The sequence below is a fragment of the Amycolatopsis sp. NPDC051106 genome, from assembly GCF_040682775.1.
GTDB lineage: Bacteria > Actinomycetota > Actinomycetes > Mycobacteriales > Pseudonocardiaceae > Amycolatopsis.
This window is the reverse complement of the sequence record NZ_JBFBBQ010000024.1, coordinates 51,644-73,609: the sequence shown is the minus strand read 5'-3', so window position 1 is coordinate 73,609 and position 21,966 is coordinate 51,644. Positions and strand designations below refer to the sequence as shown.

Annotated in this window: 15 protein-coding genes and 2 pseudogenes; 15 read left to right on the top strand and 2 right to left on the bottom strand. The window is 72.4% G+C overall.

Annotation, left to right across the window (positions count from 1 at the left end):
* The first annotated feature begins 36 nt into the window (after positions 1–36).
* From AB0M83_RS20100 to AB0M83_RS20060, 9 genes and pseudogenes are all read left to right on the top strand, one after another.
* A complete protein-coding gene (locus AB0M83_RS20100; protein ID WP_364519046.1) occupies positions 37–228 on the top strand; it encodes an MbtH family NRPS accessory protein in 192 nt (63 codons plus the stop codon).
* A complete protein-coding gene (locus tag AB0M83_RS20095) occupies positions 225–3,731 on the top strand; it encodes an amino acid adenylation domain-containing protein (RefSeq protein WP_364519044.1) in 3,507 nt (1,168 codons plus the stop codon). Before AB0M83_RS20100 ends, AB0M83_RS20095 begins: the two co-directional genes overlap by 4 nt.
* Complete coding sequence (locus AB0M83_RS20090) at positions 3,724–7,020, top strand: amino acid adenylation domain-containing protein (protein WP_364519042.1); 3,297 nt, start codon at positions 3,724–3,726, stop codon at positions 7,018–7,020. The genes AB0M83_RS20095 and AB0M83_RS20090 overlap by 8 nt, the downstream gene beginning before the upstream one ends.
* On the top strand, positions 7,017–10,934 hold the full coding sequence (locus tag AB0M83_RS20085; RefSeq protein ID WP_364519040.1) for an amino acid adenylation domain-containing protein: 3,918 nt from the start codon (positions 7,017–7,019) through the stop codon (positions 10,932–10,934). The genes AB0M83_RS20090 and AB0M83_RS20085 overlap by 4 nt, the downstream gene beginning before the upstream one ends.
* Positions 10,924–12,222 (top strand): MFS transporter, encoded by a 1,299-nt coding sequence (locus AB0M83_RS20080; protein WP_364519038.1) that lies wholly within the window; start codon positions 10,924–10,926, stop codon positions 12,220–12,222. Before AB0M83_RS20085 ends, AB0M83_RS20080 begins: the two co-directional genes overlap by 11 nt.
* Positions 12,219–13,775: a condensation domain-containing protein gene (locus AB0M83_RS20075; protein WP_364519036.1), complete on the top strand. Its 1,557-nt coding sequence runs from the start codon at positions 12,219–12,221 to the stop codon at positions 13,773–13,775. Before AB0M83_RS20080 ends, AB0M83_RS20075 begins: the two co-directional genes overlap by 4 nt.
* Positions 13,768–14,697, top strand: a complete 930-nt coding sequence (locus AB0M83_RS20070) for a TauD/TfdA family dioxygenase (protein ID WP_364519034.1) — start codon at positions 13,768–13,770, stop codon at positions 14,695–14,697. Before AB0M83_RS20075 ends, AB0M83_RS20070 begins: the two co-directional genes overlap by 8 nt.
* A 172-nt stretch (positions 14,698–14,869) precedes the next feature.
* A pseudogene (locus AB0M83_RS20065) lies at positions 14,870–15,018 on the top strand (GNAT family N-acetyltransferase); the annotation flags it as partial.
* Positions 15,019–15,021: 3 nt separating this feature from the next.
* Complete coding sequence (locus tag AB0M83_RS20060; RefSeq protein WP_364519105.1) at positions 15,022–15,147, top strand: hypothetical protein; 126 nt, start codon at positions 15,022–15,024, stop codon at positions 15,145–15,147.
* Positions 15,148–15,208: 61 nt separating this feature from the next.
* Here AB0M83_RS20060 and AB0M83_RS20055 read toward each other — a convergent pair.
* Both AB0M83_RS20055 and AB0M83_RS20050 read right to left on the bottom strand, forming a co-directional pair.
* Positions 15,209–15,337 (bottom strand): annotated as a pseudogene (locus AB0M83_RS20055) (DUF1698 domain-containing protein); the annotation flags it as partial.
* 85 nt (positions 15,338–15,422) lie between these two features.
* On the bottom strand, positions 15,423–15,932 hold the full coding sequence (locus AB0M83_RS20050) for an Lrp/AsnC family transcriptional regulator (protein WP_364519101.1): 510 nt from the start codon (positions 15,930–15,932) through the stop codon (positions 15,423–15,425).
* 101 nt (positions 15,933–16,033) lie between these two features.
* Here AB0M83_RS20050 and pdhA point away from each other — a divergent pair, with 101 nt between their 5' ends.
* Genes pdhA through AB0M83_RS20020 form a run of 6 tightly spaced genes read left to right on the top strand, consistent with a single transcriptional unit; the run spans position 16,034 to position 21,964 of the window.
* Positions 16,034–17,104: a pyruvate dehydrogenase (acetyl-transferring) E1 component subunit alpha gene (gene pdhA, locus AB0M83_RS20045; RefSeq protein ID WP_364519033.1), complete on the top strand. Its 1,071-nt coding sequence runs from the start codon at positions 16,034–16,036 to the stop codon at positions 17,102–17,104.
* The gene (locus tag AB0M83_RS20040; protein WP_364519031.1) at positions 17,104–18,099 is read left to right on the top strand and encodes an alpha-ketoacid dehydrogenase subunit beta; all 996 of its coding nucleotides are present in this window, start codon (positions 17,104–17,106) and stop codon (positions 18,097–18,099) included. The genes pdhA and AB0M83_RS20040 overlap by 1 nt, the downstream gene beginning before the upstream one ends.
* Complete coding sequence (locus tag AB0M83_RS20035; protein WP_364519029.1) at positions 18,092–19,291, top strand: dihydrolipoamide acetyltransferase family protein; 1,200 nt, start codon at positions 18,092–18,094, stop codon at positions 19,289–19,291. Before AB0M83_RS20040 ends, AB0M83_RS20035 begins: the two co-directional genes overlap by 8 nt.
* Positions 19,292–19,346: 55 nt before the next feature.
* Complete coding sequence (locus AB0M83_RS20030; protein WP_364519027.1) at positions 19,347–19,895, top strand: hypothetical protein; 549 nt, start codon at positions 19,347–19,349, stop codon at positions 19,893–19,895.
* A complete protein-coding gene (locus tag AB0M83_RS20025) occupies positions 19,892–20,878 on the top strand; it encodes a hypothetical protein (protein WP_364519025.1) in 987 nt (328 codons plus the stop codon). Before AB0M83_RS20030 ends, AB0M83_RS20025 begins: the two co-directional genes overlap by 4 nt.
* Before the next feature lie 45 nt (positions 20,879–20,923).
* Positions 20,924–21,964 (top strand): class I SAM-dependent methyltransferase, encoded by a 1,041-nt coding sequence (locus AB0M83_RS20020; RefSeq protein WP_364519024.1) that lies wholly within the window; start codon positions 20,924–20,926, stop codon positions 21,962–21,964.
* The last annotated feature ends 2 nt before the right edge of the window (positions 21,965–21,966 follow it).

Here is a 21,966-nt window from a genome sequence, read left to right as displayed (position 1 = left end):
TAACGTCGATGAAGATGCGATTGAAGGGGAGCCGTCTTGAGTGACCGATTCGTGGTCGTGGTGAACGACGAGGAACAATACTCGATCTGGCCGGCGGAACGCGCGCTTCCGGCGGGGTGGGCCGACGGTGGGTTCGCCGGTACGCGGGCGGACTGTCTCGCCCACGTCGACGAGGTCTGGACCGACATGCGCCCGGCCGGCCTGCGTCGCGAGATGGAGCGGGCGTGACCGCCGAAAGCCTGCTCACCGCGGCGTCGGCCGCGGCGGGCCTGGTGCACCGGACCGTCGCGCGGTGGGCGGACCTCCGGCCCGGCGAGCTCGCCGTCGCCGACACCACGGGACGCCGGACGACGTACCGCGAACTCGACCGGGGAAGCGACGCCGTGGCGAACCGGCTCGCGGCCCTCGGCGCCGGCCGGGAAACCGTGGTCGCGCTCGCCTTCGAGACCGGCGTGGACGTGGTGACGGCGATGCTCGGCGTGCTGAAGGCCGGCGCGGCCTACCAGCCCCTGAGCATCGCGGATCCGCGCGAGCGCCTGGAGTTCGTGCTCGGTGACGCGGGCGCGTCGCTGGTCCTGGCCGACGCCGCCGGTGCCGGACGCCTGGCCGGGTGCGGGATTCCCGTGCTCGAGTTCGGAAGTGTGGTCGATGAGCCGTGGCCGCCCGGACCGGCGGCCCCGGTTTCCCGGGATGCCCTGGCCTACGTCATCCACACGTCGGGCTCGACCGGGCGTCCCAAAGGGGTCGGGGTCACGCACGGGAACTTGGCGGCCTACGTCGAACAGGTTCTGCCGGTGCTCGGCGCGAAGCCGGGCGAGGTCTTCGCGATGGTCCAGCCGGTGACCTTCGACTCCTGCCTGACGATGCTGTACCCGGCGCTCGCCGCCGGCGGCGCACTGTGGCTCGTCCCGCCCGAACGGGCCGCGGACGCCCGGTGGATGGCCGCGCACCTGCGCGAGGCCGGGGTCGACCACGTCAAGATCACGCCGTCGCACCTGGCCGCCCTGCAGCAGGACGGCGACGCGGCCGCGTTGATGCCGCGCCGCACCCTCGTCCTCGGCGGCGAACCGTCCACCCGGGAGTGGTTCACCGGGCTGACGCGCTTGCGCGCGGGCTGTGCGGTGATCAACCACTACGGCCCGACCGAGACGACGGTCGGCGTCGCCGCGTTGACCGACGCGGCCGCGGCCCGCCCGCCCGGTCCCGGCACTCCGCTCGGACCGGCGATGCGCAACGCTGCCCTGTACGTGCTGGACGAATCCGGTGATCCGGTGCCGGACGGCGAACCGGGTGAGCTCTGCATAGGCGGCGCGACCGTCAGCCGTGGTTACGTCGGCCGGCCCGCGGCGACCGCGGCGGCCTTCGTCCCCGACCCGTTCGGGGGCGTGCCCGGGGCCCGCCTCTACCGCACCGGTGATCGCGTCCGCCGCCGCGCGGACGGCTCGCTCGACTTCCTCGGCCGGGCCGACGACCAGGTGAAGGTGCGCGGCTTCCGGGTCGAGCCCACCGAGGTCGCACTGGCACTGCGCACCATTCCCGGTGTCGACGACGTGGTCGTCGTCCCGTGGCCCGCCGATGACGGTGGTCACCGTCTCGCGGCCCACGTGCGGTCGGCTGCGCGGATCACCGCCGACGCCGTCCGCGCCGAAGCCGCGCGGCGCCTGCCGGCTCACCTCGTGCCCGAATCCGTCCACGTGCTCGCGGCGTTTCCCTTGACCCGCCACGGAAAGCTGGACCGCGCCGGGTTGCCCGCGCCGGAGTTCGACACGGCGGCCGGGGTGACCGTCGATGGCACTGCCGAGCGGCGGATCGCAGCGATCTTCGCGGACCTCCTCGGCCGCCCAGCGGTCGGCGCCGACGAGGGCTTCTTCGACCTGGGCGGCCATTCCCTGCTGGCGGCCAAGCTGATTTCCCGCCTGCGCGCGGAGTTCGCCGTCGAGATCCCGGTCAAGCTCGTGTTCGAGGCGCCGACCCCGGGCGAAATCGCCCGGCGGCTGCCATCCGGTGACACCGGCGACGTGCTGCCACCAGTACGGCCGGTGTCGCGCGCCGAGCCGATCCCGGCGTCCCCCGGTCAGCGCCGGATGTGGTTCTTCAACCAGTTCGCGCCCGAAAGTGCCTTGTACAACACGAACCTCGCCGTGCGCCTGCTCGGCACGGTCGACGTGGCCCTGCTGCGCGAGTGCGTGACCGCGCTGGTCGAGCGGCACGAGGTGCTGCGGACGCGTCTCGTTGCCGACGGCGACGCGCTCCTCCAGGTGATCGAGCGGGCGCCGGTGATCCCGTTCGCGTCGGCCGACCTCTCGGCCTGCGACGACGACGAACTCGACGACGAGGTGCGCCGGTCGCTCGAGGCGTACAGCGAGCGCCCGTTCGACCTCTCCGCGGAGATCCCGGTCCGGGTGCTGTGCCTCCGGCTGGCCGAGGACGAGCACCTGCTGCTGCTGAGCCTGCACCACGTCGCCACGGACGCGTCGTCCATGGTGATCCTCCACCGCGAGCTGGGCCGGCTCTACGCGGCCCGGCGAGCCGGCCGGGAAGCCGGCCTGCCGCCGCTGGCCGCCCAGTACGCCGACTACGCCGCCTGGCAACGGGACGTGCTGGCCGGTGACGCCTGGGCCGGCCAGCTGGCGCACTGGCGCAGCGGGCTGGCGAACCTGCCACCCCGGGTGGAGCTGCGCACCGACCGGCCGCGGCCGGCGGAGGTCGGCGCCGCGGGTTCGCGTGTGCGGTTCGAGGTGGCCGACGGGACGATCGAGAAGCTGCGTGCACTGGGCGCGACGGCGGGCGCGACCTTGTTCATGGTCCTGTTCGCCGGGACGCTCGTCGCCCTGCGCGACCTGACCGCGCAAGAGGACATCGCGATCGGGGTGCCCACGGCGTTCCGGCCCCGGCCGGAGCTGGAAGGCACGGTCGGGTACTTCGGCAACACGGTGGTGCTGCGCACGGACGTGTCCGGCGCGCCGACGTTCCGCGAGCTGCTCGGGCGGGTGACCGCGACGGCCGTGGCGGCCATGGCGAACCGCGATCTACCGTTCGAAGCGCTGGTCGAGGACCTCGCGCCGCGACGGAGTTTCGGTAACAACCCCTGGGTCAACGTCCTGTTCGCGCTGGCCGCCGAAGAGCGGGAGCCGGTGGTGCTGGACGAGGTGACCTTCCAGGCCGAACCGGTGGACACCGCGACCGCCGCGGCCGACCTCGCGGTGCTGTTCCAGCAGACACCGGCCGGGTGCGCCGCCGAGCTCGAGTACCGCACCGACCTGTTCGACGAGGCGACCGTCCGGCGGTTCGCCGGGCGGCTCGGCCAGGTGCTCGAAGCCGTGGTGGCCGAGCCGGACCGCTCGATCGCCGGGTTCGGCGACCCGGACGCCGCGGCACCCGTGCGTGCCGCCGAGCCCGGCGAGCCGGAGCCGGCGGGTGAACTCGGCGAGTACGTCGCGCCGTCGACCGATCTCGAACGGGAACTCTGCGCCCTGTGGGCCGATCTGACCGGGAGTGATGACATCGGCACGGCGGACGACTTCTTCGCCGTGGGCGGGCATTCGCTGATGGCAGCCCAGGTCGTCCAGCGGATCAGGCAGCGCCACGGGGTGGCCGTGCCGTTGCGCTGGTGCTTCGACCAGCCGACGGTCGCCGACCTCGCGCTGCTGGTGCTCGCCGCGCAACTGCAGGACCGGCCGGACGGGGACCGGATCCTGGCCGACGTGGAGGAGGACGGCTCCGATGACTGAGCTGCTGGAAAGACTGGCGTCCCTGACCGGGGCCCAGCGGGCGGCGCTCGAGCGGCGCGTCCGCACCACGGCACCGGCGGCCGGGCCCGCGCCCGTCGCTGTCGGCGCCCGCCCGCCGCTGTCCCACACCCAGCAGCGGCTGTGGTTCCTGGACCGGCTCGATCCGGACGGCGTCGGCTACAACACCTTGTCCGCCTGGCGGATCACGGGCGACCTCGACCGCACCGCGCTGGCGGCGGCCTTCGCGGCGGTCGTCGAACGGCACCCAGCTCTGCGCACGGTCTTCCCGGAAACGGAGGGCGAGCCCTGGCAGCAGGTACTGCCTTCGGTCGAAGTGCCGGTGGTGTTCGACGAGCCGGACGGCGCGTCCGCGGCCGAGCGCCGCGCGCAGTCCGAGCGGATCGCGCGGCAGGAGGTCCGCCGTCGCTTCTCCCTGGAGACCGGCCCGCTGGCCAGGCTCCGGCTCGTGCGCCTCGGCCCGGAGGAACACGACCTCCTGCTGACCGTCCACCACATCGTGCTCGACGGCTGGGGGCTGTCGATCCTGCTGACCGATCTGTTCCAGGCCTACGAGGACATCCGGGCCGGGCACACCCCGGCGTGGGAGCCGCTTCCGGTGTCGTACGCGGAGTTCGCGGTCGGACAGCAGACGGCCGGCGTCGACGAGACCGGGCTGGGCTACTGGCAGGAGACCCTCGCCGGGCTGCCGTCGGTGCTGGAGCTGCCGGCCGACCGGCCCCGGCCGCCGCGGCCGAGCCACCGCGGGCACCGGGTCACCTTCTGGTTCGACGCGGACCTCACCACGGGGCTGCACCTGTTGGCGCGCAAGGAGGACGCGACGCTGTTCACGGTGCTGCTGGCCGGCTGGCAGGCGCTGCTGGCCCGCTACACCGGCCGGACGGACATCCCGGTGGGCACGCCGATTTCGATCCGGCCGGAAAGCCACGAAGGAGTCGTCGGGCTGTTCCTCAACACCCTCGTCCTGCGTGGCGACCTCGGTGGTGACCCGACCTTCGCCGAACTGGTCCGGGCCACGACGACAACGGCGTTCGCCGGATACGAACACCGGGACGTGCCGTTCGAGACGCTCGTCGACCGGCTCGGCGTGGCGCGTGACCTCAGCCGGAACCCGTTGTTCCAGGTGATGCTCGCGCTGCAGAACACCCCGCCGCCGCCACGGCGGTCGGGCGGGCTGGAGATCAGCCCCGTCCAGGTGGACACCAGGGTCGCGAAGTTCGACCTCAACCTCGGCGTCACCGAGGTCGACGGCAGGCTCCGCTGCGACCTGGACGCGGCGGCTGACCTCTTCGACGCCAAGCGCGCCGAGCGCATCGGAGAGCACCTGCGCGAGCTGCTGACCGCGGCGGTGGCGGACCCCGGTCGCCGGATTTCCGTACTGCCGCTGCTGACCGCCGACGAGCGGGCGTCGATCGAGGAGTGGAACCGCACCGACACGACGTACGGACGGCAGACGCTTTCCGAGCAGTTCTTCGCCCGGGCGGCGGCGACGCCCGACGCCCCGGCACTCGGGTTCGAGGGCACCTGGCTCACCTACGGCGAGCTCGTGGCCAAGGTGAGCGCGCTGGCCGGCCGCCTGCGCCGGGCCGGCGCCGCGCCGGACACGGTGGTGGGCGTCTGCCTCACGCGGGGCGTCGACCAGGTCGTGGCCCTGCACGCGGTCCACGCCGCAGGCGCGGCGTACCTGCCGCTGGAGCCCGGGTACCCGGCCGAACGGCTCGAGTTCATGCTCGGCGACGCGAAACCCGTCGCGGTCGTGACCGGCGCCGACCTTGCCGGCCGCTTCGCGCGTCCCGTGCTCGTCGACGACGAGGGTGGGCCGGGCGACGGCATCGGCCTGCCCGTGCCGGTGCCGCCGGACTCGCTCGCCTACGTGATCTACACGTCGGGGTCGACCGGCCGGCCCAAGGGCGTCGGGGTCTCCCACCGGGCGATGGTCAACCGGCTCGCGTGGATGCAGGAGTACTTCCCGCTCACGGCCGGGGACCGGGTCCTGCAGAAGACGCCGTTCAGCTTCGACGTCTCGGTGTGGGAATACTTCTGGGCCCCCGCCGTCGGCGCGAGCCTCGTCGTGGCGCGTCCCGAGGGACACCGCGACTCCGGGTACCTCGCCGACCTGATCGAGCGCGAGCGCGTCACCACGGTGCACTTCGTGCCGTCGATGCTGGACGCCTTCCTCGACGAGCCGGACCTCGGGGCGCGCCTTCCGGGTCTGCGCCGGATCTTCTGCTCCGGCGAGGCGCTCCCCGTGGAGTTCGTCACCCGGGCCTGCACCGCGCTGCCGCGGACCGAGCTGCACAACCTTTACGGCCCCACCGAAGCCGCGGTCGACGTGACCTGGCAGTCCTGCCGGGGGCTCGGTCCTGCGGATGGCGTGCCGATCGGAAAGCCGGTCGCCAACACCCGGCTGGAGATCCTCGACGACGCCCGGCGGAGGGTGCCTATCGGCGTGCCCGGCGAGCTGTGCCTCGGCGGGGTCCAGCTGGCCCGCGGTTACCTCGGCCGGCCGGCACTGACCGCGGAGCGGTTCGTCCCGGACCCGTTCGGCCCGGCGGGCGAGCGGCTCTACCGCACCGGCGATCTGGCCCGGTGGCGGCGGGACGGGACCGTCGAATACCTCGGCCGGCTGGACCACCAGGTCAAGATCAACGGGTTTCGCATCGAGCTCGGGGAGATCGAAACGGCTTTGCTGGCGGAACCGGACGTCCGCGCCGCGGCGGTGCTGGCCGGCGACGGCCGGCTGGTGGCTTACGTCGTCCCGGAACCGGGAACCCCGGAAGACGTCGACTGGCCGGACCGGCTGCGGCGCTCACTGCCGGAGCACTGCGTGCCCCGGCAGTGGGTCCGCGTCGATCGCATGCCGGTCACTGCGAACGGGAAGCTCGATCGGGTGGCGCTCGCCGCGCTGTCCCCGGCGGTCACGACAGGTGGCTCCGCCACGCCGTTGGCGCCCGGCTCCGAGACCGTGATCGGCGGCATCTGGGCAGCCGTGCTCGGCGTCACCGGTATCGGGGCCCAGGACGACTTCTTCGCCGTGGGCGGCGATTCGATCCGAAGTCTGAAGGTGCTGTCCGGGCTGCGCGAGGCGGGTTACCCGGTCACCCTCGCGGAACTCTTCACCCACCCCACACCGCGTGCGCTCGGCCGGTTGCTCGGCGAGCGCGGCGGCCAGGAGCCGTCCGGGACCGGGCCGGCCCGCACCCCGTTCGACATGCTCAGCGCCGCCGACCGGGCGCGGCTGTCGGCCACGAACCCGGAGGACCCCGCATGATCGAGGACGCTTATCCGCTCGCCGCGCTGCAGTCCGGCATGCTCTACCACGGCCTGCGGGAAACGCGGACGGCGATGTTCCACGACGTGTTTTCCCTGACGCTGGCGGGATCGTTCGACCGGGTCACTCTCGAGACCGCGGTCGAAGCCGTTTTCGCGCGCCACCCGGTCTTGCGCACGTCGTTCGACCTGACCGGGTTTTCGGAGCCGGTGCAGCTGGTGCACGACCGCGTCGAGTTGCCGGTGGTGGTCACCGATCTCAGCGGCTCGCCCGCCGCCGACGCCGCGGAAACCCTGCGGCAGTGGCGGCTCGAGGAGCAGTTCCGCGGCTACGACCTCACCGTCGCGCCGCTCGTGCGGGTGGCGGTGCACCTGCTGCCGGACGACCGGTTCGCGCTCAACATCAGCTTCCACCACGCGATCCTCGACGGCTGGAGCGCGGCGAGCCTGGTCACGGAGATCCTGCGCCGGTACAACGACGGCCTCCGCGGCCGGACTTCTTCCGCCGCGCCGCTCGACGACACCTTCGCGGGCTTCGTCGCCGCCGAGCGGGACGCGATCGCCTCGGCCGAGACTGCGGAGTTCTGGCGCGGCGTCGTCACCGGCAGCCCGGCGACCCGGGTGCCGCGGTGGCCGGGCCACCCGCTCGACGGCCCGACGGTGTGCGACCACGCCACCGCCGATCTCGATCCGGAGCTCACCGAGCGGCTCGTGAAGGTCGCCGAACGGCTGCGGGTGCCGCTGCGCGCGGTGCTGCTCGCGGCCCACGTCCGGGTGCTGGGCCTGCTGAGCGGGGAACCCGAGGTGCTGACCGGGATCGTCTCGCACGGCAGGCCGGAAACCGCCACGGGAGACCAGGTTCTCGGCCTGTTCCTCAACATGGTCCCGGTGCGGGTCCGGGTCGACCGGCCGAGCTGGGCGGAACTGATCCGTGACGTCCACGCCGCCCAGGTCGCCCTGTTGCCGCACCGGCGCTACCCGTTGTTCGAGATCCAGCGGCTGGCCGGCCGGTCGCCGTTGTTCGAAACCGGGTTCGACTACCGCGACTTCCACGTCTACGACGCGCTCGAGGACGACGCCCCGGTGACGCTCGTCGAGCGGGACCACCTCGAGACCACCGACATCCCGTTCGCCGCCGCGTTCGCCCGCTCGCGCGACCACGGCGGCCTGGTCATGATGCTGTCCCACGACCGCACCCAGTTCCCCGCCGAGCAGATCACTGAAGTGCTCGACCGGTACCTCGCGGCGCTGGGGGAGATCGCCGCGGACGTCACGCGCGATCCCCGCCCCGCCGAGCCGTACCTCGCCGGCGACCTCACCCGGATCGCCCGGTGGAACGACACGGCGGTCCCGCTCGGCCGGCCGGTCGCGATGCACGCGCTCGTGGCCGAGGCGGCGGAAGCCACGCCGGACGCCGTCGCCGTGGTGGACGAGCAGGGCAGCACCACTTACGTCGATCTCTGGCGGCGTGCCGGAGCGCTCGCTGCCCGGCTCGAAGCGGCCGGCGTCGGCCCGGAGTCGGTGGTCGCGGTCGGCCTGCCGCGGTGTGCGGCGGCGGTGGTCGCGACGCTGGCCGTGCTGCAGGCGGGAGGCGCGGTGCTCCCCCTCGACCTGGGACACCCGGACGCCCGGCTGGCCGAGCTGATGGCCACGGCGGAGGCGAAGGTGCTGGTGACCCGTGCCCGGCTCCGGGACCGGTTCCCCGGCGCGAAGGACGTGGTCCTGGTCGACGCCGTCGAGGAGGTCGTGTCGGGGCGGTGCCCGGCGCCCGTCCTGCGGTCACCCGCTTCGCTGGCTTTCGTCCTGTTCACCTCCGGGTCGACGGGGCGGCCGAAGGGCGTGATGCTCACGGACGAGGCGGTCGCGCACCACCCGCTGGCGGCGGCGGCGAGCCTGGGGCTCGGCCCGGCCTCGCGGGTGGCCCAGCGGTCACCGTTGAGCGTCGACGCGTCGTTGTCCGAGCTGATCATGCCGTTCGCGGCCGGCGGCGCCGCGGTCATGCTGCCCACGGAGACCGTGGTGGACCCGGCGGCCTTCGAACGCGCCTGCCGGGCCGAGGGGATCACGACCGCCATCCTCGTGCCCAGCCTGCTGGCGCCGCTCGTCGAGGCCGGAGCCTTCGCACGCTGCCCGTCGCTGCGGCAGATCGCTTCGGTCGGGGAGGCCCTGCCGCGTCCGCTCGCCGATGCGTTCCTCGCTCAGTCAGATGCGCGGCTGCACAACCTCTACGGGCCGACCGAGGCCGGCATCGGCGTCACCGAGTTCGTGGTGCGCCCCGGGCTGTCCGCCGACATCGTGCCGATCGGCTCGCCGAGCCCGAACGTCCGGGTCCGGCTGCTCGATCCCCGGGGTGAACCGGTCCCGGTCGGCACCGCCGGGGAGCTGTACGTCAGCGGGCGGCAGCTGGCCCGGGGTTACCTCGGCCGGCCGGGGCTGACGGCCGAGCGGTTCGTCCCCGACCCGTTCGCCGCCGAGCCCGGCCGGCGCATGTACCGGACCGGCGACCTGGCGCGCTGGCTGCCCGGCGGTGCGCTGGAGTTCCTCGGCCGGGTCGACGGTCAGCTCAAGATCCGGGGCGTCCGGACCGAGCCGGGCGAGATCGAAGCCGTCCTGCTGGAACACCCGGACGTGGTGCAGGCGGTCGTGGTCCCGCACTATGAAGACGGCCGGGACCCGGTGCTCGTGACGTACCTGCGCTGGAGCGGGGAACTCGCGCAGCCGGCACCCGCACTGCGCGCTTTCCTCTCCGAACGGCTTCCCCGGGCGCTGGTGCCGACGGCTTACGTCGTGCTGGAAGAACTGCCGGTGCTGCCCAGCGGAAAGGTGGACCGCGCGGCGCTGCCCGCGCCCGGGCTAACCCCGGCCGGCGACCGGCTCCCACCACGGGACCTGGTGGAGGGGCGGCTGGTCGCGCTGTGGGAAGAGGTCCTCGGCCTGCCCGAGGTCGGCGTCCGTGACGACTTCTTCGAGCTGGGTGGGCATTCGCTGAACGCGCTGCGGCTGACCATGCGGATCCGCCAGGAGTTCGGCCGGGACATGGCGATGGACGCGCTCCTGTCCGGGCCGACCGTCGAGCAACTGGCCGTCGTCCTCCGCTCGCCCGAGCTCCTCGCGCCGTCGGTTCCGGTGGTGCCGCTGCGTGCCTCGGGCGGGAAGCCACCGCTGTTCTTCGTCCACGGGCTGGGCGGGCAGGTCTTCCGCTACCACAAGATCGCCCAGCACCTCGGAGACGACCAGCCGGTGTACGGCATCCCGGCCCGGGGTTTCGGCGCGGCGGAAGAGCCGCATCCGACCGTCGACGCGATGGCGGACGACTACGCCCGGCGGATCCTCGAAGCACGTCCGGAAGGGCCGTACTTCGTCGGCGGGTTCTGCGTGGGGGGCAACCTCTCGCTCGAGGTCGCGCGCCGGCTGCGCCAGGCCGGTGCCGAGGTGCCGCTGGTCGTCGCCTTCTGGTCGCACGCCGACAACCCGATCTCGCCGGACCTCTACGACGACACGACGCTGATGATGTACGCGCTGGCGGACGGACCGTTCGAGATCGACCGGGCGGCGCTCGCCGGGCTCAGCGCGGACGAGCAGCTGCTGGCCGTCGTCGAGGGCGCCGGCCGGCGCGGGGACCTGAACCCCGCGGTCACCGACCTGGAGCAGGCCAAGCGGATCATGCGCGTCTACCGGTCGAACGCGATGGCGCTCGGCGGGTACCGGCACCAGCCGTACGACGGCGACATGGTCCTGCTGAAGCCGGTCGAAGACGACGACTTCCCGATCGAGGACGACTTCAGCTGGGGCGAGGTCGTCCGGGGCGAGCTGCGGCTGGTTCCCATCCCGGGCAGCCGGGGAAACGTTGCCGACGAACCGCAGGCCGGCCAGGCCGCGGCGATCCTGAAGGGCCTGATCGACGGTGTCCAGTGAACTGACCGAGCTCGACGAGCCGCGCCCGGAAGACCGGGCTCCCAAGACCCTCTGGCGCCACGCCGACTTCCTGAAGCTCTGGGCGGGGCAAAGCCTTTCCCTGATCGGCTCCGAGGTGACGGTGGTCGCGCTGCCCCTCGTGGCGGTGGCCGTCCTGCACGCCTCCACCGCCCAGATGGGCGTGCTGACCGCACTGGGCCGGGCCCCGTACATCCTGATCCTGTTCGTCGGGGTCTGGGTCGACCGGGTCCGGCGCCGTCCGCTGCTCGCGGGCAGCGACATCGGCCGCGCGTTGCTGCTGGCCTCGGTGCCGATCGCGTACTTCAGCGGTCAGCTCGGCATGGGCTGGCTGTTCGTGGTCATGCTGCTGGTCGGGTTCTTCACGGTGATCTTCGACGTCGCCTGGGCGGCCTACCTGCCCTTCCTCGTCGACCGCCGGAACCTGGCCGAAGGCAACAGCAAGCTCCAGCTGAGCATGTCCACGGCCGAGGTCGCGGGGCCGGGGCTGACCGCGATCCTGCTCCGGTGGTTCTCCGCGGCGACGGTCGTGATCGTGGACGTCGTGTCGTTCGTGATTTCGGCGGTCCTGCTGCTGCTGATCCGCAAGCCCGAGGAGCGGCCGCGCACGGACGGCGAGAAGGCGCCGAACGTCTTCCGATCCATCCGCTCGGGACTCCGTCTCGTGTGGACGGAGCCGCTCCTGCGGCCGACGCTGCTCTCGACCGCGTTCTTCATGTTCTTCGTGCCGGGCATCCAGGCGCTGTACTTCGTGTTCACCTACCGCGAGCTGCACCTGTCCGCAAGCACGATCGCGGTGGTGCTGACGCTCGCCGGCCCCGGCGCGATCGTGGGCGCCATCCTGGCGCCGCGGCTGATCAAGAAGATCGGGCTGGGCCGGATGTGCGTGATCGCCGCGCTCGGGGGCAACACGTCGTACCTGCTGGTGCCGCTCGCCGGCGGGCCGACTTGGCTGGCCGTCGGGATGCTGGGTGCGGCCCAGGTGCTGTTCGGCTTCACGATGCCGCTCGGCGGCATCAGCGTCACGACGATCCGCCAGGCCATCACCCCGGACGACATGCAGGGCCGGGTAGCGGCGACGTTCCGGGCGTTCGGGCTCGGCCTGGCCCCGTTCGGCGCGCTCGCGGCCGGGTTCGCGGGTGACGTCATCGGGCTCCGCACCACGATTCTCATCGGTGCGCTGGGCGTCCTCGTGCCGATCTTCTTCCTCCTCCGCTCGCCCCTCCCGAAGGTGCGCGGTGAGGAGGACCTGGTGAAGGTGGGGACGTGACCACGGCCGAGCAGGCCCGGGGCAGCGTGGCGCGCATCTGGGCCGAGGTCCTGCGAGTGCCGGAGCCGGGTCCGCGCGACGACTTCTTCGCACTCGGCGGCGACTCCATCGCCGCGACTCGCCTGGTGGCCCGCCTGCGCGCGGACCTGCGGATCAGCCTGCCCGCGACCGCGGTGTTCGGCACGCCCGTGCTGGGCGACCTGGTCGAGCTCGTGGCGAACGCGGACGTCCTGCCGCCCGCCGCGCCGCGTTCCGCCGCGCCGGCCGGACTCTCGGCGGCCCAGCGAAGGCAGTGGTTCCTCGAGCTGTTCTCCGAAGGCGCGCCGTCGTACCACATCCCGCTGGTCCTCCGGATCCGCGGACCGCTGGACGCGGGTGCGCTGCGGGCCGCCGTGCGCGGACTCGTCGACCGGCACCGGATCCTGCGCACGCGGTACCCCGATCGCGAAGGGGAACCGTATGCGGTGACCGACGACGCCGACGGGTTCACCGTGGGCATGGCGCGGGTGCCGCCCGGGCAGATCGACGCGTGGATCCGGGCGCAGGTCCGGATGCCGTTCGACCTCGCCGGCGGCCCGGTCTTCCGGGCGGTCCTCGGGCGAGCCGGGCGTGGCGACCACGTGCTGGCCTGTACGGTCCACCACATCGCCGCGGACGGCTGGTCGCGCCGGATCCTGCTCGACGAGCTGGCGGTGCTCTACGCGTTCCACCGCGGGCTCGGCCCCGCGCCGGACCCGGCGCCGCCGCAATACGCGGACGTCCTCGGCCGGACAGCGACCACGGCCGACGTCGCCTGGTGGGTCGAGGCGCTGCGCGGAGCGCCCGACCGCACGACCTTCCCGGCAGATCATGCCCGGCCGGCCGTGCTGACGGACGCCGGCGCTACGATCCCGTTCGAGCTGGGGCCGGAGCTGTCCGCCGCGGTGCGGAACCTGGCTCGGTCGTGCCACACCACCACCTACGGCGTGCTGATGACCGCGCTCCAGCTGCTACTGGCCCGTGAGACCGGGGAAACCGACACGGTCGTCGCGACGTCGGTGGCCGGGCGTGACGACCCGGCTGCCGAGGCGGTGGTCGGCTGCTTCATCAACACCGTGGCGATCCGGGTGGACCAGGCGGGGGACCCGGTCGTGGCCGACCTCGTCCGCCGGGTCCGGGCAGCGACGCTCGGTGCACTGGACCACGCGCACGTGTCCTTCGACCAGGTCGTCGAGGCGGCGGACGTGTGCCGCGATCCCGCCTACCGCCCGCTGTTCCAGGTCATGCTCACCGTCCACAACGAACCCGCGCCGAAGCCGTCGCTGACCGGCCTCGACGTCACGTGGCTCGACGTGGACAACGGCGGCGCCAAGTGCGACACCTTCTTCGCCGTGACCGACGACGGGGGGCCGTTGACCGGTGCCCTCACCTACCGCACCCAGCTCTACGAGCACGCGGGCGCGGCCCGGCTCGTCGACGGCTTCCGCGCGGTCCTCGCCGCGATGGCCGGTCAGGCCGGCCGGCGGGTTTCGGAGCTCGACACCGCACACCAGGAGGGAACCCGAAATGCTTGAGGAAAAACTGAGCCACGGCGGGACCACGCTGACGGTCCTGGCCATGACGAAAGCGGAGCTCCCGGACCGCCGGGCGGAAATCGAGGAAGCGTGCCTGCGCGACGGGGCGGTGGTGGTGCGCGGGCTGGGCGTCGCCGAACCGGAGGACCTGCACGGCGTCGTGACCGGCTTCGGCGCGCCGCTGGACAGCTACCGAGGCGGGAACACGCCGCGGAAGTCGTTGTCCGCCGGGGTTTTCACCTCGACCGAGTATCCGGCGCAGTACGAGATCTCGTTGCACAACGAGCTTTCGTACGCGGCCACGTCGCCGCGGCGGCTGTATTTCGCCTGCCTGTTGGCCAGCGAGACCGGCGGCGCGACCCCGGTGTGCGACGGCCGGGCGTTGCTGGCCGACCTCCACCCCGCCGTCCGGCAGCGGTTCGAGACGAAGGGCGTCTGCTACCACCAGCTGCTGCACGGCGGGCACGGCTTCGGCAAGTCTTGGCAGGAGACGTTCGAGAGCGCCGATCGTGCTGTCGTCGAAGAGTTCCTGGCAGGATCTCGCGCTTCGTGGACCTGGACCGCCGACGGCGGTCTGCGGGTCGCCCAGAACCGTCCCGCTGTGCGGCGGCACCCTCGGACGGGTGAGATCGCCTGGTTCAACCAGGCCGAGCAGTGGCACCCGTCGAGCCTGCCGAGCGAAGACGCCGAGGCGATGCTGGCCCTGGTGGGAGCCGAGGAGGACCTGCCGCAGTGGGTGACCTACGGCGACGGCACCCGGATCCCGGACGCGGACCTGGCCCGCGTCCGTGAAGCGGCCGAACGCAACAAGCTCGTCCGGCGCTGGCAAGGGGGTGAGGTCATGTTCGTCGACAACGTGCTGGCGCTGCACGGGCGTTCGCCCTACACCGGGCAGCGCCGGATCACCGTCGCGATGACCTGAGCCGTCTCAGCGGGTTCTTGGTCAGGCATGCTTGCGGTCGACGTGTGCGCGGGCGAAGGTCTTGCTCCACGGACATCCGCCGGATCACTTCGCCGTCGCCTGTCGTGCGGGCTTCCTCGCGTCCGAGGGGCATAACTTGCTGATCGCGTATGTGAACGACGAGCCGGCGGGAATGGTGACGGGGGTCGAGATGACGCACCAGGACAAGGGGACGGAGATGTTCCTGTACGAGCTGGGTGTCGACGCCGGGTTCCGGGGGCGGGGATCGGCCGGGCCCTCGTGACGGCGTTGGCCGAGGTGGGCCGGGAGCGCGGTTGTCACGGCATGAGGGTGGTGATGTCGGCGGACAACGCGGCGGCTCTGTCGACCTACCGCGGGGCTGGCGGGCTGGCGGAGGAAGGGCAGACGGTTCTGGTGTGGACGTTCGAGGACCGCGAGTCGACTTCCTGATCACGCAAGCCGCCCCCTCGATCACGCGAGCCGACCCTCCAGGTACGCGAGTCGTCCCTCCGGGTACATGGGGCTCTACCCCGAGCACCGAACGCGCGTCGCGCGCGAAGCGCGGCAGATGGAACCCGTCGCCGCAGCCGACGTCCAGCACGTCCCGGCCGGCCCAGTCACCCCCTGCACGCAGCACGCGTGACCTGACCCGGAACTCGCGTGATTGAAGGCGGAACTCGCGTGATTGGAGGGGCATCTCGCGTGACTGGCGGGGCGACACGGTGTCAGCTCAGTACCGAGCCCGGCAGTTCCTCGAAGATCAGCCACGTCCGCGTCGACCGCACGCCCTCCAGGGCCTGCAGCCGCTCCAGGACGACGTCCCGGAGCGTCTGGTTGTCCGGTGTCCGGACCAGCAGCAGGATGTCGAAGTCGCCGCCGACCAGGGCCACGTGGTCGACGTACGGGATCTCGTGCAGGTCCGTCGCCATCGTGCGCCACGACGTCTGCTCCACCGTCACCATGATGTACGCCGACGTGCCCAGCCCGGCCCGGCGCGGGTCGATCCGCGCGCCGAAGCCCGTGACCACCCCTTCCGCCATCAACCGCTCCAACCGCGCGTACGCGTTCGTGCGCGAGATGTGCAGCTTCTCGGCCAGCGCCCGGACCGCCAGGCGGCCGTCCGAAGACAGCTCCGCCAGCATCGCCCGGTCGACCTCGTCCAGGGCCGGGACCGTTCGTCCCGGAAGCGCCCCCTGGGTCCGCGCGTCGTTGGACGGTTGGTCACCGGAAGGCATCGAAGCAGACCGTTTGTCGCTCATTTCCGCGAACCCTTGAACAGACGATCACCAGGAACCACCATTTCAGCATCATATGTCTGCGAGAGGTGGTGTGCGCCATGGCCGTGGAGACCCTGCTGCCGTCCGTGTCGCCGGTGCGGTTCGTCGCCGAGGACGGGACGCGCGCCGACCAGCACGGCGAGTACGCCGAGCCTGCGAAAGACCGCCTGAAAGCCGCTTACCGGCTGATGGTCCTGGGCCGCCGGTTCGACGTCCAGGCGACCGCGCTCACCAAGCAGGGCCGCCTCGCCGTCTACCCCTCCAGCGCCGGCCAGGAGGCCTGCCAGGTCGCCGCCGCGCTCGCCCTGCAGGACAACGACTGGCTCTTCCCCACCTACCGGGACTCCGTCGCTCTCGTCGCGCGCGGCCTGGAGCCCGGCGAAGTCCTGACGCTGCTTCGCGGCGACGCGCACTGCGGCTACAACCCCACCGAGACGCGCGTAGCGCCCCAGTGCACTCCGCTCGCGACGCAGACTCTGCACGCCGCCGGTCTCGCGCACGCGATGCAGCGACGCGGCGAAGACGCCGTCGCGCTCGCGATGATCGGGGACGGCGCCACCAGCGAAGGCGACTTCCACGAGGCGCTCAACTTCGCCGCCGTCTTCAAGGCGCCCGTGGTGTTCTTCGTGCAGAACAACGGCTACGCCATCTCCGTCCCCTTCGAGAAGCAGAGCGCGGCGCCCGCGTTGGCGTACAAGGGAATCGGCTACGGCATGCGCTCGGAGCAGGTCGACGGCAACGACGCCGTCGCGGTCCTCGCCGTCCTCGACGACGCGGTGAAGCACGCCCGCGAAGGCAAGGGACCGGTCCTCGTCGAGGCCCACACCTACCGCATCGACGCCCACACCAACGCCGACGACGCCACCCGCTACCGCGACGCGGACGAAGTCGCGAAGTGGCGCGAAGCCGACCCCCTCAAGCGCCTCGAGACCTACCTCGGCGACGCCCTCACCGAGAACGAGATCGAGCTCTGCCACGCCGAAGCCGAAGAGTTCGCCCAGTCCGTCCGCGACACCCTGAACGCCGACGCCGAGCTCGACCCGATGTCGCTGTTCGACCACGTCTACGCCGAGCCGACCCGCCAGCTGCAGCGCCAGCGGGCGATGGTCGCGGCCGAACTGGAGGCCTGATGACGACCACGATGGCGCAGGCGCTCAACGCGGCCCTGCGGGACGCGCTCAAGGACGACGACCGGGTGCTCGTGTTCGGCGAGGACGTCGGCACGCTCGGCGGCGTCTTCCGGGTCACCGACGGCATCACCGCCGACTTCGGCGAAGACCGCTGCTTCGACACGCCGCTGGCCGAGTCCGGCATCGTCGGGTTCGCCGTCGGGATGGCGATGGGCGGCTTCCGCCCGGTCGTCGAGATGCAGTTCGACGCCTTCGCCTACCCGGCGTTCGAGCAGATCACCTCGCACGTGGCGAAGCTGCGCAACCGCACCCGCGGCGCGCTCTCGCTGCCGATGGTGATCCGCATTCCCTACGCCGGCGGCATCGGCGGCGTCGAGCACCACTGCGACTCCAGCGAGGTCTACTACACGCACACGCCGGGCCTGCGCGTCGTCACGCCGGGCACCGCGCAGGACGCCTACGACCTGCTCCGCGACGCCATCGAGTCGCCGGACCCGGTCGTCTTCCTCGAGCCCAAGGCCCGTTACTGGTCGGGCGAGGACGTCACCTTCACCCGCAACGGCCCGGCCATGGACAAGGCCGTGGTGCGGCGGCCGGGCAAGGACGTCACGCTCATCGCGTACGGCCCGATGGTCGCCACCGCCATGGAAACCGCCGAAGCCGCGACCGCCGAGGGCTGGGACGTCGAGGTCGTCGACCTGCGTTCCTTGAGCCCGTTCGACGACGAGACCGTGACGGCGTCCGTGCGCCGGACCGGGCGGGCCGTCGTGGTGCACGAGGCCGCCGGTTTCGGCGGCTACGGCGCCGAGGTCGTCGCTCGCGTCACGGAGCAGTGCTTCCACCAGCTGCACGCGCCGGTGCTGCGCGTGACCGGGCTCGACATCCCGTACCCGGCGCCGAAGCTGGAGCGGCACATGCTGCCCGACGTCGACCGGATCCTCGACACGATCGCGCGCCTGCAGTGGCACGACACCCCGGTGGTGGCCGGTGCCTGACTTCCTCCTGCCGGACCTCGGAGAGGGCCTGACCGAGGCGGCGATCCTCAACTGGCACGTCAACGTCGGCGACACGGTCAAGGTCGACCAGATCGTCGTCGAGGTCGAGACGGCGAAGGCGGCGGTCGAAGTGCCCGTGCCGTTCGCGGGCGTCGTGTCGGCGCTGCACGGCGAGCCGGGGCAGCTGCTGCCGGTCGGCGCGCCGCTGCTGTCCGTCGGCGGGTTCGCCGAGCCGGGTGTCACGACGGCAGCGGCGTCGTCGGGGAGCGGCAACGTCCTCATCGGCTACGGCACCGCGCCGGCGACCCGGCGCAAGCGCGTCCGCCGCGTCGAAGCGCCCGCGCCGAAGGCCAAGGCGCCCGGCGTGATCTCGCCGTTCGTCCGGAAGCTGGCTTCCGACAACGGGATCGACCTCGCCCGGCTCACCCCGAGCGGCCCCGACGGGATCATCCGCCGCGCCGACGTGGAGGCAGCCCTCAAGAACGCAACACTGAAGAAGCCCGCCGCGAAGGGCAAGCGCATTCCGCTCACCGGGGTCCGCAAGGCCGTCGCGGACAAGCTCACGACGTCCCGGCGGGAGATCCCCGAGGCCACGGTGTGGGTGGACGTCGACGCGTCCGGGCTGGTCGCCGCGCGGGCGGCCCTGAACGCCAAGACGGACCGGCCGGTCAGCCTGCTCGGGCTGATCGCGCGGTTCGCCGTCGCGGGGCTTCGCCGGTTCCCCGAACTGAATTCGCGCGTCGACGGCGACGAAATCGTGCTGCTGGAAGAGATCCACCTCGGCTTCGCGGCGCAGACCGACCGCGGGCTGGTCGTCCCGGTCGTGCGGGACGCGGGGGAGCTGTCGACCCGGGACCTCTCGGCGGCGATCGGCGACCGCGCCCGCACCGCGCGCGACGGCAAGCTGACGCCCGCGGATCTCACCGGCGGCACGTTCACCGTGAACAACTACGGCGTCTTCGGCGTCGACGGCTCGGCCGCGATCATCAACCACCCCGAAGCCGCGATCCTCGGCATCGGCCGGATCATCGACCGGCCGTGGGTGGTCGACGGCGCGCTGGCCGTGCGGAAGGTCTGCGAGCTGACGCTGGCGTTCGACCACCGCGTCTGCGACGGCGGCACGGCGGGCGGGTTCCTGCGGTTCGTCGCGGACTGCGTCGAATCGCCGGTCACGGCCCTGGGCGAGCTGTAACGACTCACCGCGCGCGTTGGCCGGTGGGGACGCTCGTGGCACTTAAAGTGTTCGCGTGACGACTCCAGCCCAGCACGACCGCGATCAGGCCGAAGCGCGCGTGGGCCGGCTCAAGCAGGACCTGCGGGACGGGCTGGCGACCCCGCCCGCCGACGTCGACGCGATGGACGAGCTCGTCGCGACGGCCCACCGCCTGCTCGACTCCGAGGTGGCGTTCGACGAGGCGAAGCACCGGCTCGCGAACGCCGAGCTCGAGTCGCGGCACGCGGCGACGCAGCGCGCGGTCGTCTACTTCGCGGCCGCGCCGGTGCTGGTGCCGCTGGGCGCCGCGGCGCTCGTGCTGTTCGACGTCCTGTCGCCGGTGTGGCTGCTCGCGCTCGTCCCGCTGTTCGCGGCGGGTGCGTGGATCGGTTTCGGCCCGGTCCGCCGCGTCGGCGACGTCATCCGCGAGCGGACACGGGCGGCGTGGGCGGGCTCCGGCACGGCCGGGGTGCTGGTCTTGGCGCTGGTTCCGTGGTCCGGGGCCGTCGTCTGCACGATCCTCATGGCCCTGGGCGTCGCGGTCACGTGCGGCTTGCTGTGGCGGGAAAGCCGGATCCCATGAGCCACGGCTACGCGACCTACGGCGAAGATCCCGAGTTCACGCAGGAGTACGCGGAGCCCGTCGACTCGACGCGGCGCGACCTCGACGAGCTGTTCGCGGCGGTCGACGGGTTGCGCGCGGCCGTCGAGGAGTCCGACGACCGCTTGCGCCAGGGCGTCGCCGACCTGACCGAGCGGCTCGAGAGCGGCGGCGGCCACCGCCAGGAGGACCGGATCGACCTGCTCGGCCGCCAGCTGGAGCGGCTGCAGCAGCAGGTGCAGGCCCTGGAGCGCGCGGTCCGCGTGGCCGACGGCGTGCCGCGGATCAACCTCGACGACGTCGGCGCGGAGACCCGGGCGCTCGCGAAGGAGGCGGCGCGCTGGGACGACCTGCACAAGGAGCTCGTCACGAAGGAGCAGCGCGCCCGGCACGAGCAGGAAATTGTTCGTTTGGATTCGGTGCTCGCGGCGCACGCGCAGTGCGATGCGGACCTGCTCGAGGTGATGCGCGTCCTGGCGTCGACGGACCGTGCTTCGCGGGCTCGCGGAGATGCGGAGTCCCGGTTGCGGGCGTTGTCGACGCGGCGCCGGACGCTGCTGGACGAGGAGATCCCGGCGGCGGCCGCGGCGGCGGACCAGGCGCGGCTGGCCTTGCGCGAAGCGGACGCGGTCGAGGCGCGGATCGTGCCGCAGCTGGAGCGCGCCGAGCGCGCGTGGCACGACCTGCAGGTGCGGCTGCGGACCCGGATCACGGACGCGCTGGGCTCGAACGCGCTGCTGCCGACGTGGTTCGGCCACGCTCTCGGCGTGTCCCCACCGGCGGGTGCGTCGGGAGACGCGTGGATCCGCACGGCGGCGTCGGTGCTGGCTTACCGGGTGACGTTCGGGATCGTCGACCCGGCGTTGCCCCTGGGCCCACCGGCGGGCGAGGACACGGACACCGGCGACCGGCGCTGGACCTGGCGCGCGAGGCTGGAATCCGACCTCGGCGAACTGGCCCTCTAGCGAATTCCGCCCCGGCCGGCGACGGCGATGAACTACGTTTCGATCATGTCCTACCGCGCCGCAACGGCCCACTACACGTCGCCCAAGAGGCGCGACCCGGTCAAGACGATGCTGGAAGAAATCGTCACCCACCGCGTGCTGCGTGACGCCATCACCCGGCTCCGGCCCGAGCCCGGCCGGCCGCTGCGGGTGCTCGACGTCGGCTGCGGCACGGGAGACGGCCTGGCCCTGCTGACCGAGCCGCACGGCCCCCTCGCCCCGCTGACCGGCGAGAACACCCTCGACTACCTCGGGGTCGACCTCGACCCCGACATGGTCGACACGGCACGTGCGCTCCACGCGGGACGGCCGGCCACGTTCGCCGTCGCGGACATGCGGGCCGAACTCCCCGCGGGCGACTTCGACCTCTACCTGTCCTGCGGCGTGCCCTACTCCCACCTGCCCCACGAGGACGTCGTCGAGGTCCTGACCGGCCTCATGCGGCGGATCGTCGAGACCCGCGACAGCGCCGTGATCATCGTCGACGTCCTCGGCCGCTACTCGGTCGAGTGGACGCCGAAGTGGCCGGAGACCCGCTGGTCGTACAACATGAGCTTCTTCGAGGACGCGACCGAAACCCTGCAGGACCAGATGAGCTTCTTCGACCGCAGGTCGCTCGACGAGGCGCTCGTCGAAGCCGCGACCCGGGCCGGTGCCCGGCTGGGCGGGACGACGTTCACCGACCGGTCCGTCCTCGCCGGCCGGCACACCGCCACCCGGTCGTTCAACCCGGCGATCCCGCCCTACCGCACTCTCCTCAACGAACTCGCCCGCGGCAGCACCGACATCGTCCCCACGCAGCTGCGCTTCGACCCTCCCGCCGGACACGCGCCGCGACAGGTCGAGCTGTTCTTCGCGGCCTTCGCCGAACGCTGGAACCGGATCATCACCACGGCCGCCCGCGACGGGCAGGGCTTGCCGTCGGCCGAGCACGCGAAACAGCTGGCGACGGAACTGTTCGCGTGCGAACAGCAAACGCAGCAAGGCCTCGGCGTCGGGCACTCCCTGATGGCCACCGTGGTCGTCGAACGCCCGACCGTCACCTGATC

Coding starts and splice junctions, on each gene's coding strand:
- AB0M83_RS20090 (WP_364519042.1), top strand. CDS start 3,724: ATGACTGAGCTGCTGGAAAGACTGGCGTCCCTGACCGGGGCCCAGCGG.
- AB0M83_RS20085 (WP_364519040.1), top strand. CDS start 7,017: ATGATCGAGGACGCTTATCCGCTCGCCGCGCTGCAGTCCGGCATGCTC.
- AB0M83_RS20070 (WP_364519034.1), top strand. CDS start 13,768: ATGCTTGAGGAAAAACTGAGCCACGGCGGGACCACGCTGACGGTCCTG.
- AB0M83_RS20060 (WP_364519105.1), top strand. CDS start 15,022: ATGAGGGTGGTGATGTCGGCGGACAACGCGGCGGCTCTGTCGACCTAC.
- AB0M83_RS20050 (WP_364519101.1), bottom strand. CDS start 15,932: ATGCCTTCCGGTGACCAACCGTCCAACGACGCGCGGACCCAGGGGGCG.
- pdhA (WP_364519033.1), top strand. CDS start 16,034: ATGGCCGTGGAGACCCTGCTGCCGTCCGTGTCGCCGGTGCGGTTCGTC.
- AB0M83_RS20040 (WP_364519031.1), top strand. CDS start 17,104: ATGACGACCACGATGGCGCAGGCGCTCAACGCGGCCCTGCGGGACGCG.
- AB0M83_RS20025 (WP_364519025.1), top strand. CDS start 19,892: ATGAGCCACGGCTACGCGACCTACGGCGAAGATCCCGAGTTCACGCAG.
- AB0M83_RS20020 (WP_364519024.1), top strand. CDS start 20,924: ATGTCCTACCGCGCCGCAACGGCCCACTACACGTCGCCCAAGAGGCGC.